The 12,315-nt window shown below is 64.4% G+C and carries 10 protein-coding genes; 6 read left to right on the top strand and 4 right to left on the bottom strand.

Annotated features, from left to right (window positions below):
* The first annotated feature begins 4 nt into the window (after positions 1-4).
* The 5 genes from BHMPCIPO_RS17285 to BHMPCIPO_RS17265 all read left to right on the top strand — a co-directional run bounded on the left by BHMPCIPO_RS17285 (position 5) and on the right by BHMPCIPO_RS17265 (position 5,637).
* Positions 5-1,504 (top strand): FAD-dependent oxidoreductase, encoded by a 1,500-nt coding sequence (locus BHMPCIPO_RS17285; protein ID WP_173517904.1) that lies wholly within the window; start codon positions 5-7, stop codon positions 1,502-1,504.
* The gene (locus BHMPCIPO_RS17280; protein WP_173517903.1) at positions 1,501-2,280 is read left to right on the top strand and encodes a 3-ketoacyl-ACP reductase; all 780 of its coding nucleotides are present in this window, start codon (positions 1,501-1,503) and stop codon (positions 2,278-2,280) included. Before BHMPCIPO_RS17285 ends, BHMPCIPO_RS17280 begins: the two co-directional genes overlap by 4 nt.
* Positions 2,281-2,381: 101 nt before the next feature.
* Complete coding sequence (locus BHMPCIPO_RS17275; RefSeq protein ID WP_173517902.1) at positions 2,382-4,037, top strand: GMC family oxidoreductase; 1,656 nt, start codon at positions 2,382-2,384, stop codon at positions 4,035-4,037.
* Between the two features lie 7 nt (positions 4,038-4,044).
* Positions 4,045-4,362: a Dabb family protein gene (locus BHMPCIPO_RS17270; protein ID WP_173517901.1), complete on the top strand. Its 318-nt coding sequence runs from the start codon at positions 4,045-4,047 to the stop codon at positions 4,360-4,362.
* Between the two features lie 9 nt (positions 4,363-4,371).
* Positions 4,372-5,637, top strand: coding sequence for a glycerate kinase type-2 family protein (locus BHMPCIPO_RS17265; protein ID WP_173517900.1), 1,266 nt, complete (start codon positions 4,372-4,374; stop codon positions 5,635-5,637).
* A 64-nt stretch (positions 5,638-5,701) separates the two neighbouring features.
* On the opposite strand, the gene aptA is transcribed toward BHMPCIPO_RS17265, so the two are convergent.
* Positions 5,702-7,039: an omega-aminotransferase AptA gene (aptA, locus tag BHMPCIPO_RS17260; protein ID WP_173517899.1), complete on the bottom strand. Its 1,338-nt coding sequence runs from the start codon at positions 7,037-7,039 to the stop codon at positions 5,702-5,704.
* A 148-nt stretch (positions 7,040-7,187) separates the two neighbouring features.
* Between aptA and BHMPCIPO_RS17255 the strand changes: the two genes are divergently transcribed.
* The gene (locus tag BHMPCIPO_RS17255) at positions 7,188-7,736 is read left to right on the top strand and encodes a cupin domain-containing protein (RefSeq protein ID WP_065776817.1); all 549 of its coding nucleotides are present in this window, start codon (positions 7,188-7,190) and stop codon (positions 7,734-7,736) included.
* 265 nt (positions 7,737-8,001) lie between these two features.
* Here BHMPCIPO_RS17255 and BHMPCIPO_RS17250 read toward each other — a convergent pair whose 3' ends face one another.
* The 3 genes from BHMPCIPO_RS17250 to BHMPCIPO_RS17240 all read right to left on the bottom strand — a co-directional run bounded on the left by BHMPCIPO_RS17250 (position 8,002) and on the right by BHMPCIPO_RS17240 (position 12,305).
* Entirely contained in the window at positions 8,002-9,234 is a 1,233-nt protein-coding gene (locus BHMPCIPO_RS17250) for a pyridoxal phosphate-dependent aminotransferase (RefSeq protein WP_173517898.1), read from the bottom strand.
* Between the two features lie 26 nt (positions 9,235-9,260).
* Positions 9,261-10,793 carry an L-piperidine-6-carboxylate dehydrogenase gene (amaB, locus tag BHMPCIPO_RS17245; RefSeq protein WP_173517897.1) on the bottom strand — a complete coding sequence of 511 codons (1,533 nt, stop codon included), beginning with the start codon at positions 10,791-10,793 and terminating at the stop codon, positions 9,261-9,263.
* Between the two features lie 90 nt (positions 10,794-10,883).
* Positions 10,884-12,305 (bottom strand): FAD-binding oxidoreductase, encoded by a 1,422-nt coding sequence (locus BHMPCIPO_RS17240; RefSeq protein ID WP_173517896.1) that lies wholly within the window; start codon positions 12,303-12,305, stop codon positions 10,884-10,886.
* Positions 12,306-12,315: the final 10 nt, after the last annotated feature.

Below are 12,315 nucleotides of genomic sequence, written 5' to 3'. Positions count from 1 at the left end.
GACGATGCAGACGCAGCCGGACATCGTCATCATCGGCTCAGGCATCGGCGGCTCCACCATTGCGGCGGGGCTTGCCGACTCCGGTGCCCGCATCGCCATACTCGAGCGCGGCGAACGGCTGCCCGACACGCCGGATGCGCGAAGCTACAACTCGATCTTCGTCAAGGGCCACTTCCGGCCGAGAGAGATGTGGCGTGAACCGGATGGTACCGAATTCAATCCGGGAAATTTCTATTTCGTCGGCGGAAATTCCAAGCTCTTCGGCGCGGTACTGCTGCGCTACCGCGCCGAGGACTTTACCGAGATGCAGCACCTTGGCGGTGTTTCGCCGGCCTGGCCCTTTCCCTATGAGGAGCTGGAGCCGTGGTACGGCAAGGCCGAGCAATTGTTCGAGGTGCGCGGCGCATTGGGCGAGGATCCGACGGAGCCGTTCCACACCACGCCTTACCCTCACGGACCTGTACCGGACGAGCCGGCGATTGCACGTGCTCGCGCCGAGCTGAAGGCGCAGGGACTCAACCCGGCGACGCTGCCGCTCGGTGTCGACATCGGCACGTGGCTGGCCGGCGGGCGCACGCCGTGGGATGGTTTTCCCAATACCGGTGAAGGCAAGAGGGATGCCGAGACCGCATCGCTTGCCTCGGCGCTGAAGGATCCCAAAGTCGAGCTGATCACCTCCGCCCATGTCGACACGCTGGAGGCGGGGCCGGGTGGCCGGATCGAGGCGATCCATTACACCCACAGGGGCGAAAAGAAGCGCCTGTCGCCAAAGCTGGTGATCCTGTCGGCAGGCGCAATCAACTCGGCTGCGATCCTGCTGCGCTCCGGCGACGGCAAGGGGCTTGCCAACGCTTCCGACCAGGTCGGCCGCAACTTCATGAACCACAATTGCAGTGCCATGCTGGCGATCAATCCGTTCCGGCGCAATGACAGCATCTACCAGAAGACGCTGATGCTGAACGATTATTACCTGACCGGCGGCCGGGACGGCTTGCCGCTTGGCAATGTCCAGCTTCTCGGCAAGATCAACGGCGACATCCTCAAGGCCAATGCGCCACTCTGGGCGCCGCGCTTCGCCTTCGACTTCATAGCCGGCCATGCGGTCGACTGGTACATGATGACGGAGGACCTGCCGAATCCGGAAAGCCGCATCATGGTCGACGGCAAGGGCATCATCATGCAGTGGCGGCGCTCGAACATGGAGGCGCTCTCCGGGCTCGAAGCGAAGATGCGCGCGCACTTCAAGGCCGCCGGCTATCCGATCGTGCTTTCCCAGGCCTTCGACAAGCGGACGCCATCGCATCAGTGCGGAACGGTGCGGATGGGCAATGATCCCAAGGATGCGCCGCTCGATCCCTATTGCCGGGCCTTCGACCATCCGAACCTCTTCGTCGTCGACGCCGGTTTCCTGCCGACGTCTGCGGCCGTCAACCCGGCGTTGACGGTCGCCGCCCAGGCGCTGCGCGTCGCCGACCATATCGCCACGAGGGAGTTCCGCTCATGACGTCATCGACGCGTCCTGTCGCCATCGTCACCGGCGGCCGCCGCGGCATCGGTCTCGGCATTGCCCGTGCGCTTGCCCGAGAAGGTTTCGACATCGCCATCACGGGCCTCGGTGCCGCAGACGCCACGACCGCTCAGACGCTATCCGACCTTTCGGGCGATCGCGGCCGGGCCATCTACATCGAGGCGAACCTCGCCGATGTCAGCGGCCATGCCGCGACCGTCGAGCGGGTCCGCGCCGAGCTCGGCCCGATCCGCTGCCTCGTCAACAACGCCGGCATCGCCTCGGTGGTCCGGGGAGACTTCCTCGATCTGCTGCCGGAGAACTTTGACACGATCGTCGCCACCAACCTGCGCGGCACGGTGTTCTTCACCCAGGCCGTGCTGGTTTCGATGCTGACCGATCCGACGGACGTGACGCCGCGGTCGATCATCAACATCACCTCGGTTTCGGCGACGATGAGCTCGCCGGAGCGGCTCGACTATTGCGTGACCAAGGCCGGCCTTGCCGCCTTCAGCCAGGGGCTGGCGCTCCGGCTCGCCAATACCGGGATCTCCGTCTTCGAGATCCGGCCCGGCATCATCCGCTCCGACATGACCGCCGGCGTTTCGGCGAAATACGACGCCCTGATCGATGGCGGACTGGTGCCGATGCGGCGTTGGGGCGAGCCCGAGGATATCGGCAACATGGTGGCCGGGCTTGCCGGCGGTAAATTCGGCTTTGCAACGGGCTCGGTCATCCAGGCGGATGGCGGTCTTTCGATCGGCCGGCTCTAGGGAACGGGCAGGACTTTGACGCTCGCAAGCGGGCAGGTTTTGGAATTATCACGTCGAAAATTTGGAACGTTCCAAATTACGGCGGCGGAGGAAGACAAGGAATGAGCTACGACTACATCATCACCGGCGCCGGTCCGGCCGGCTGCGTTCTTGCCAATCGCCTCTCGGAGGATCCTTCGGTTCGAGTCCTGCTGCTGGAGGCCGGCGGCGGCGACTGGAACCCGCTGTTCCATATGCCGGCGGGCTTTGCCAAGATGACCAAGGGGGTCGCGAGCTGGGGCTGGCACACGGTGCCGCAAAAACACATGAAGGGCAGGGTGCTGCGCTATACCCAGGCCAAGGTGATCGGCGGCGGCTCGTCGATCAATGCCCAGCTCTATACGCGCGGCAATGCCGCCGATTACGACCTATGGGCGTCCGAGGACGGCTGCAGCGGCTGGGATTATCGGAGCGTGCTTCCCTATTTCAAGCGCGCCGAGGACAACCAGCGCTTCGCCGACGATTACCATGCCTATGGCGGGCCGCTCGGTGTTTCGATGCCGGTCGCGGCGCTGCCGATCTGCGACGCCTATATCCGCGCCGGCCAGGAACTCGGCATTCCCTACAACCATGATTTCAACGGACGCCAGCAGGCGGGCGTCGGCTTCTACCAGCTCACCCAGCGCAATCGCCGCCGGTCGAGCGCATCGCTTGCCTACCTCTCGCCGATCAAGAACCGCCGCAACCTGACGGTCCGGACCGGTGCGCGTGTCGCGCGGATCGTGCTCGAAGGTACGCGCGCCGTCGGCGTCGAGGTCGTCACCGGCAAGGGCAGCGAGATCATCCGGGCCGAGCGCGAAGTGCTCGTTTCCTCCGGTGCTATAGGCTCCCCGAAGCTCTTGTTGCAATCCGGCATCGGGCCAGCCGATCACCTGAAATCGGTGGGTGTCCAGGTGAAGCACGATCTGCCCGGGGTCGGCGGCAATCTTCAGGATCACCTCGATCTCTTCGTGATTTCCGAATGCACCGGCGACCACACCTATGACGGCGTGGCGAAACTTCATCGTACGCTATGGGCAGGGCTGCAATATGTGCTGTTCCGCTCCGGACCGGTGGCCTCTTCGCTCTTCGAGACTGGCGGCTTCTGGTACGCCGACCCCGATGCCCGCTCGCCGGACATCCAGTTTCATCTGGGCCTTGGGTCCGGCATCGAGGCGGGCGTCGAGAAGCTGAAGAACGCCGGCGTCACGCTCAACTCCGCTTACCTGCACCCGCGCTCGCGCGGCACCGTGCGGCTGTCAGCGTCCGATCCGGCGGTAGCGCCGCTGATCGATCCCAACTACTGGGAAGACCCGCATGACCGCAAGATGTCGATCGAGGGCCTGAAGATCGCCCGCGAGATCATGCAGCAGGCAGCACTCAAGCCGTTCGTCCTGGCGGAGCGTCTGCCGGGCAATTCGATTGCGACCGACGAACAGCTCTTCGACTATGGTTGCGCCAATGCCAAGACGGATCACCACCCGGTTGGAACCTGCAAGATGGGGACGGACGCCTCGGCTGTGGTCGGACTCGACCTCAAGGTGCAGGGGCTCGAGGGCCTCAGGGTCTGCGACAGCTCGGTGATGCCGCGGGTTCCCTCCTGCAACACCAACGGACCGACGATCATGATGGGAGAAAAGGGCGCCGACATCATCCGCGAGCGCCAGCCCTTGCCGCCGGCGATCTTCGCCCATGAACGTAACGACAGCCGCCCACGCGCCCGCGCCGATATCCGTTGAGGTCTCCATGATCCGCCATTGCGTCTTCATTCGTTTCCGGCCCGAAATCACCAGGGAGGACAAGGTGGCGATCTTCGACGAGATCGTCGCGCTGAAAGCACGGTTGCCGGGGTTCATGGCGGCCCATATCGGCGGCAATGTCAGCCCGGAAGTGGGCATGGACAAGGGGTTCAGCGAAGGCTTCATCGTCGATTTCACCGATGCAGCGGCGCGGGATGCCTATCTGGAAGACGAGGAACATCGCAAGACCGGCGCCAAGATCGTCGCTGCCGCCGAGGGCGGTGTCGCCGGCATCTTCGTCTACGACCTCGAAATTGCCGATTGAGCGAAAGTTATGTTTGAAGCGCGCCCGTTCCTGACCCGGCTTTTCGAGGCGGCCGTCAGAGCCGCCGATCCCTATGAGGCGCTCAAGGCGCATCTGCCCGACCCGCCGAAGGGGCGGGCGGTCGTCGTCGGTGCCGGCAAGGCGGCAAGCCAGATGGCGGCGGCCTTCGAGAAGCTTTGGGAGCATCCCTACAGTGGCACCGTGGTGGCGCGTCATGGGCCGGTGGTGCGTTGCGAGCGGATTACGGTGCTGCAATCGGCCCATCCGGTACCGGACGAGGCGGGACTTGCCGCATCGGATACCTTGCTCAAGGCCGTGGCGGGCCTGACCGCCGACGATCTCGTCATCGCCTTGATCTCCGGCGGCGGCTCTGCCTTGTTGCCGGCGCCGCCCGCGGGGTTGACGCTTGCCGATGAGGTCGCGGTCAACAGGGCGCTGCTCGCTTCGGGCGCGCCGATCTCGGCGATGAACGTCGTGCGCAAACACGTGTCACGGATCAAGGGCGGGCGGCTTGCCGCAGCGGCTTTCCCGGCGCGCGTCGTCAGCCTTGTGGTCTCCGACGTGCCCGGTGACAACCCGGCCTTCGTCGCCTCCGGTCCGACCGTTCCGGACCGCAGCACGGCGGACGAGGCGCTCGACATCGTCACCCGCTACCGGATGCAGCTTCCGGATGGCGTGATGGCGCATCTGCGCTCGGAAGCGGCCGCAGCGCCCGATCCGGATGATCCCCGGTTCGCCGGGCATCGTTGCCATGTAATCGCTTCGGCCAGCGTGTCGCTGGAGGCGGCCGCCGCCAAGGCGCGGCAGCTCGGCATCGAGGCGCGCATCCTTTCCGATGCGATCGAAGGCGAGGCCAGCGACATCGGCCGCATGCATGCGGCGCTGGCGCGCGAGGTGGCGCTCCGGAATCGCCCCTTCGACAAGCCGGTGGTGCTGCTTTCCGGCGGCGAGACGACGGTGACGATCTCCGGCAAGGAGTATGGCAAGGGCGGCCGCAACAGCGAATTGCTGCTGTCGCTGGCGCTCGACATCGATGGTGTTGCAGGCATCGATGCGCTTGCCGCGGATACGGATGGAATTGACGGTTCGGAAGACAATGCCGGGGCGTTTGCCGATGGCGAGAGCATAACCCGCATGCGCGCCGCCGGTATCGATCCGCGCCTGCATCTCGCCCGTCATGATGCTTGGTCGGCCTTTGCCGCGAGTGGCGATCTGTTCGTGCCCGGACCGACCGGAACGAACGTCAACGATTTCCGGGCGTTGCTGATCCGTTAGCCGGATTCGTCAGTTGAATAGTCAGGCCGCTGCCCACGAGGACAGCGGCCATTTGTTGGTCGTGTTACTTGGCGCGCTTCAGCGCATCGCCAAGGATCGAGACGATTTCGCCGAAATGCTTCTCCTCGGCAATCAGCGGCGGCGAGAAGGCGATGATGTCGCCGGTGACGCGGATCAGCAGACCCTTCTCGAAGCAATCGACGAAGACGTCATAGGCGCGGGCGCCGATCGCGCCATCACGCGATTGCAGTTCGATGCCGGCGATGAGGCCGATCGTGCGGATGTCGATGACATGCGGCAGGCCCTTCAACGAATGCATGGCATCGTGCCAGGCGTCCTGCAGCTCGGCGGCGCGGGTCATCAGGCCCTCGTCACGGTAGATGTCGAGCGTGGCGATGCCGGCGGCGCAGGCGGCCGGGTGGCCGGAATAGGTGTAGCCGTGGAAGAGCTCGATCTGACCTTCCGGGCCGTGCATCAGCGCGTCATGCACCTTGCGGCTGGCAAAGACCGCGCCCATCGGGATCGCGCCGTTGGTGAGGCCCTTGGCCGTCGTCACCAGATCCGGCGCCACGCCGAAGAAATCGGTGGCGAACGCGGCGCCCAGACGGCCAAAGCCGGTGATCACTTCGTCGAAGATCAGCAGGATGCCGTGCTTGTCGCAGATGGTGCGCAGTCGCTCGAGGTAACCCTTCGGCGGGACCAGCACGCCGGTCGAGCCGGCGACCGGTTCGATGATGCAGGCGGCGATGGTCTCGGCGCCGTGCAGCGCGACCAGCCGCTCGAGGTCGTCGGCAAGCTCGGCGCCGTGTTCCGGCTGGCCCTTGACGAAGGCATTCTTGGCAAGGTCATGGGTATGGCGCAGATGGTCGGAACCCGGCAGTTGCGGGAAGACGCGGCGGTTGTTGAGGATGCCGCCGACCGAAATGCCGCCGAAGCCGACGCCGTGATAGCCGCGCTCGCGGCCAATGAGGCGCGTGCGGGTGCCCTGGCCGATGGCGCGCTGGTAGGCGATCGCGATCTTCAGGGCGGTATCGACCGATTCAGAACCTGAGCCGGTGAAGAATACGCGGTCGAGCTTCTGGCCTTCTGGGCCTGGCGCGATCTCGGCAAGGCGTTCGGCAAAATCGAAGGCGATCGGGTGGCCCATCTGGAAGGAGGGGGCGAAATCCATGGTCGAAAGCTGGCGCTCGACAGCAGCGGCGATCTGGCGGCGACCGTGGCCGGCATTGACGCACCAGAGCCCGGCGGTGCCGTCGAGGATCGTCCGTCCGTCGACACTGGTGTAGTGCATGCCCTCGGCCGAGGCGAGCAGCCTGGGTGCCGCCTTGAACTGCCGGTTGGCGGTAAAGGGCATCCAATAGCTATCGAGAACGGGGGCGTTGGGTTTGGTGTGCTGGTTCATGGCATCCTCCTGAAATGCGGCGATTGACGCCATGATTTGATTTGCCAAACAAGTCCTTTTCTGCTGTCAGTTAAGCCATTGATTTTCATAATGCAGGAGTGGCTGGTTTGCGCTATTCCGAACAACCTGAACAGAGACCTGAGCGCCCATGAGCGTCGATATCGGAAACCGGCTTCGCCATCTGAGACTCATGCACAACCTGTCGCAACGCGAACTCGCCAAGCGCGCCGGCGTCACCAACTCGACCATCTCGCTGATCGAGTCGAACGCCTCCAACCCTTCTGTCGGCGCGCTGAAGCGCATTCTCGACGGGATACCGATCGGGTTGGCGGAGTTCTTCTCCTTCGAGCCGGAGAAGCCGCGCAAGGCGTTCTATGCGGCGGAGGAGTTGGTCGAGATCGGCAAGGGGCCGATTTCCTATCGCCAGATCGGCGAAAACCTCTTCGGCCGCAGCCTGCAGATCCTGAAGGAATGCTACCAGCCGGGCGCCGACACCGGAAAGGTGCCGCTGGTGCATGATGGCGAGGAGGGGGGAATCGTGCTTTCAGGCCGCATCGAAGTGACGGTCGATGACGAGCGGCGGATCCTCGGGCCGGGGGATGCCTATTACTTCGAAAGCCGGCGGCCCCATCGATTTCGCTGCGTCGGGCCGGTGCCCTGCGAGGTGATCAGCGCCTGCACGCCACCGACGTTTTGAGGGTAGGGACCGCTTAATCGCAGCGGTGGAGTGGGAGAATGCCCCTCATCCCGCTGCCGCGACCTTCTCCCCGTTTTGACGGGGAGAAGGGACATGAGGCGTGCTCCCCAATCCCTCTCCTGTGGAGTTGTGGAGTTGCTTCTTAGGAAGCGACGCCAACCACAAAACCTGTCTTTGCAGGTGAGAAAGTGTTGGTGCGGCGGTCTCGACCGTCCCCTCGCCCCGCTTGCGGGGAGAGGGCTAGGGTGAGGGGCCAATCAGCCCGTTACGAAAGCCGTGCGCAGGCGTCGGCGATGCGTTTCAGCGCTTCCTTCAGCTCCGCTTCCGAGGTCGCATAGGAGATGCGGAAGAAGGGCGACAGGCCGAAGGCCGAACCCGGTACGACAGCCACATGGGCGTCGTCGAGCAGGTAGGCGCAGAAGTCCGCATCCGTTTCGATCTTCTTGCCCGAGGGCGTGACCCTGCCGAGCATGCCGGCGCAGCCGGAGAAGGTGTAGAAGGCGCCTTCCGGGACGCGGCAGTCGAGGCCGTCGATGGCGTTGAGGGCGCTCACGACGAGATCGCGGCGGCGCTGGAAGCTGGCCGTGCGCTCTTTCAGGAACTCCTGCGGACCGGTCAGCGCGGCAACGGATGCGGCCTGGCTGACGGAGGAGGGGCAGGAGGTCGCCTGGCTCTGGACGACGGCCATCGCCTTGATCAGGTCGCGCGGGCCACCGGCATAGCCGATACGCCAGCCGGTCATGGCATAGGCCTTGGAGACGCCGTTGACCGTGAGCGTCCGGTCTTTGAGGCGGGGCTCGAGCTGGGCCGGGGTGACGAAGCGGAGGCCGTCATAGACGATGTGCTCGTACATGTCGTCGACCAGCAGCCACACACGCGGATGCGTCAGGAGAACATCGAGCAGCGGCCGGTAGTCGGCAGCGCCGTAGGCGGCACCCGAGGGGTTCGACGGCGAGTTCAGGAGCACCCAACGCGTCCTAGGCGTGATGGCTGCTTCGAGCTTGTCGGCGGTCAGCCGGAAGCCGGACGAGGCGTCGCAGGGGATCAGAACCGGCTTGCCTTCGCAGATCTGGACGATATCCGAATAGGAGGTCCAGTAGGGCGTCGGGATGATCACTTCGTCGCCGGGATTGATCGACGCCATCATGGCGTTGAACAGGATCTGCTTGGCGCCGGTCGCCACCGTGATCTCGTCCTGCTCGTAGGCAAGGCCGTTCTCGCGCTGGAACTTTTCGCGGATCGCCTTCTTCAGTTCCGGCGTGCCGTCGAGCGCCGTGTACTTCGTTTCACCGCGCCGGATCGCTTCGCAGGCGGCGTCCTTGACGTAGTCGGGCGTGTCGAAGTCCGGCTCGCCCGCACCGAGGATGATCACCGGCTTGCCTTCGCGCTTCATGGCTTGCGCGCGGGCACCGATCTTGAGGATTTCGGACACCCCGATCGAGGAGATCCGCGAGGCGGGCTGAAAGCCCGCCTCCTTGACCGTTGCGTTGATGGTCATGGTCGAATCCTAGTTGGGTGCGCCGATTATTCGATGTCGAACGACACGCCCTGCGCCAGCGGCAGAGCCTTCGAATAGTTCACCGTGTTGGTGGCACGACGCATATAGGCCTTCCACGAGTCCGAACCGGATTCGCGGCCACCGCCGGTTTCCTTCTCACCGCCGAAGGCGCCGCCGATTTCGGCGCCCGAGGTGCCGATGTTGACATTGGCGATACCGCAATCCGAGCCGTCGACGGCGAGGAAGCGTTCCGATTCCTGCATGTCGCGGGTGAAGATCGACGACGACAGGCCGGCTGCGACCGCATTGTGGTCGGCGAGAACCGCGTCGAAGTCGCTGTACTTCATGACGTAGAGGATCGGCGCGAAGGTTTCTTCGAGAACCGGGCCAGCCTGCTTCGGCATTTCGACCAGCGCGGGCTTGACGTAGTAGCCGTTGTCATAGCCGAGCTCGACGCGTTCGCCGCCGGTGACGGTGCCGCCGTGCGACTTCGCTTCACCGATCGCCTTCTGCATGCCGTCAAAGGCAGCCTTGTCGACGAGCGGGCCGACGAGGGCCGTCGTTTCCAGCGGGTTGCCGACCGATACCGAGCCATAGGCCTTCTTCAGACGCGGAACGAGCTGGTCGTAGATGCTCTCGTGCACGAAGAGGCGGCGCATGGTGGTGCAGCGCTGGCCGGCGGTGCCCATGGCGCCGAAGGCGATGGCGCGCAAAGCCATGTCGAGATCGGCCGAGGGGCAGACGATGCCGGCATTGTTGCCGCCGAGTTCGAGGATGGCGCGGGCGAAGCGCTTGGCGAGGCGCGGACCGACTTCGCGGCCCATGCGGGTGGAGCCGGTGGCGGAAACGAGCGGTACCTTCGGGTTGTCAACGAGGACTTCACCGACGGTGCGGTCGCCGATCAGCACCTGCGACAGGCCTGCCGGAGCGTCGCCGAAGCGGGCGAGCGCACGCTCGAAAATCGCCTGCGAGGCAAGCGCCGTGAGCGGGGTCTTTTCCGACGGCTTCCAGACGACCGAGTTGCCGCAAACGATGGCAAGCGCTGCGTTCCACGACCAGACGGCGACCGGGAAGTTGAAGGCGGAGATGACGCCGACGACGCCGAGCGGATGCCAGGTCTCCATCATGCGGTGGCCGGGGCGCTCGGTGGCGATCGTCAGGCCGTAGAGCTGGCGGGAAAGACCGACGGCGAAATCGCAGATGTCGATCATTTCCTGGACTTCGCCGAGGCCTTCGGAGGTGATCTTGCCGGCTTCGATCGAAACCAGGCGGCCGAGGTCGGCCTTGAACGCGCGCAGTTCTTCGCCGAGCAGGCGGATCAGTTCGCCGCGCTTCGGCGCCGGAACGAGACGCCAGGCCTTGAAGGCTTCATGGGCCTGTTCGATCTTGGCAGCGGCTTCAACGGCCGAAACGGTCTTGAGGCTCGCGATCTTCTCGCCGGTGACCGGGCTATAGGACGGCATGTCGCCGCCGCTGTAGAGTTCCTTGGCGACGCCCATCTTTTCGAGAAGCGCTGCGGCTTCCTTGGTCACGTCGACTTTCTTGGTTGCGATGTTCATGGTCTGACTCCCGTTTTCTTGGCTTAGATCATTAGTTAGAGCGGAATGCGGGCGGAAAACCGCACACACTTTTCCTCATTCCGCTCTGGCCTATCCGAAACGCACGCTGCCGAGCTTTCCCGGCGAGGTGAGCGTCTTCAGGCCTGCGGCCATGTCCTTGAGTTTGTCTGGTGTATAAAAGTCGTAATAGGCCTGGTTGCGGCGGCCGATCGCATGTTCCGCGCTGAAGCTGCCGTGGTACTCCTCGACGGCGACCGCGAAAACCCATTCGCGAAGCCTCGGTTCGAAGGTCTCGTCCTCGAGAAGGTCGCTGTCCTTCGGCACGACGAGGTTGAAGTGCACGCCACCGTCGCCGATATGGCCGAAATCGCAGACGGTCACGTCAGGAAATTTCGCTGGCATTTCGCCCTTCATATGGTCGCAGAAGGCCATGATGTCACCCCTGCGGAAGGAGAGGTCGAAGGCAATCAGCTTGCCCAGGTGCTTGACGCCCTCAGACAAGGCGTGGCGCAGCGCCCAGATCTCGTGCGGTGGGCCGACGAACGCGTCGGCGAGCGGCGCCGAGTCCATTTCCCAGATCTCGGCGAGCACGGATTCCAATACGGCGTCGAGCGACTGCTCGCCCTCGCGTGGGCTCCAGGTGCGGCTGATCTCGGCAAGGATGACGTAATCAGGGACGTTGCCGCCCTGGAACGGATTTTTCAGCGATGGCACATGGGCGAAGGCCGCCTTGACGGCGTTCTTCGACATGCCCTCGAAGGCCGAGAGATAGGCGCCGAGCCGCTCTTCCATGGCTCTCAGCAATGGCAGTACATCAGCGCCGCTGGCCGGAACCAGAAGCGCGGTTGCCGTCTGCTGCGGCAGGCGCTCGAGGTTCAGCACGCATTCGGTGACGATGCCGAAGGCGCCCGAGGTGCCGAAGAAGATCTGCTTCCAGTCGACGCCGGTGTTGTTCTTGCGCAGGTCGCATTGCAGGTCGAGCACGGTGCCGTCCTCGTCCGCCAGCACGACCTTGAGGCCCAACGTATTGCGACGCACGTCGCCGTACTTCAGGAAGCGCGAACCGCCGGTGTTGGTGGCGATCATACCGCCGATGCGCGGGTCGGCGCCGAGATCGATCGGGAAGAACAGGCCGTGCTCTTCCAGGCGCCGGTTGAGATCGGACAGCCGGAAGCCGGCATCGAGCCGCACCGAGCGGTTGTCGAGGTCGAGATCGAATTGCTTGGTCAGCCGGTCGAGGCTTAGGACGACTTCATCACCCGACTGGTCCGGGGTCGAGCCGGAGACGAGGCCGGTGTTGCCGGATTGCGGGATCAAAGCGATGCCGTTCGTGACGCAATAGGCAACAGCGGCGGAGACTTCTTCCGTCGTCGCCGGCCGCAACACGAGCGAAGCCCGGCCACGATCATAGCGCGCGCCGGTCTCGTAGGCTTCCAGGTCTTCAGGACGCGTGACGACACCCTTGTCTCCAAGGATGCCGGTCAATGCGTCGATGTGCAGTTTCTCGATCATCTCGAAAGCA

The organism is Ensifer sesbaniae (assembly GCF_013283665.1).
Classification (GTDB): Bacteria; Pseudomonadota; Alphaproteobacteria; order Rhizobiales; family Rhizobiaceae; genus Ensifer; species Ensifer sesbaniae.
The sequence above is the reverse complement of the archived record's forward strand: the minus strand, read 5'-3'. Positions and strand labels throughout refer to the sequence as shown.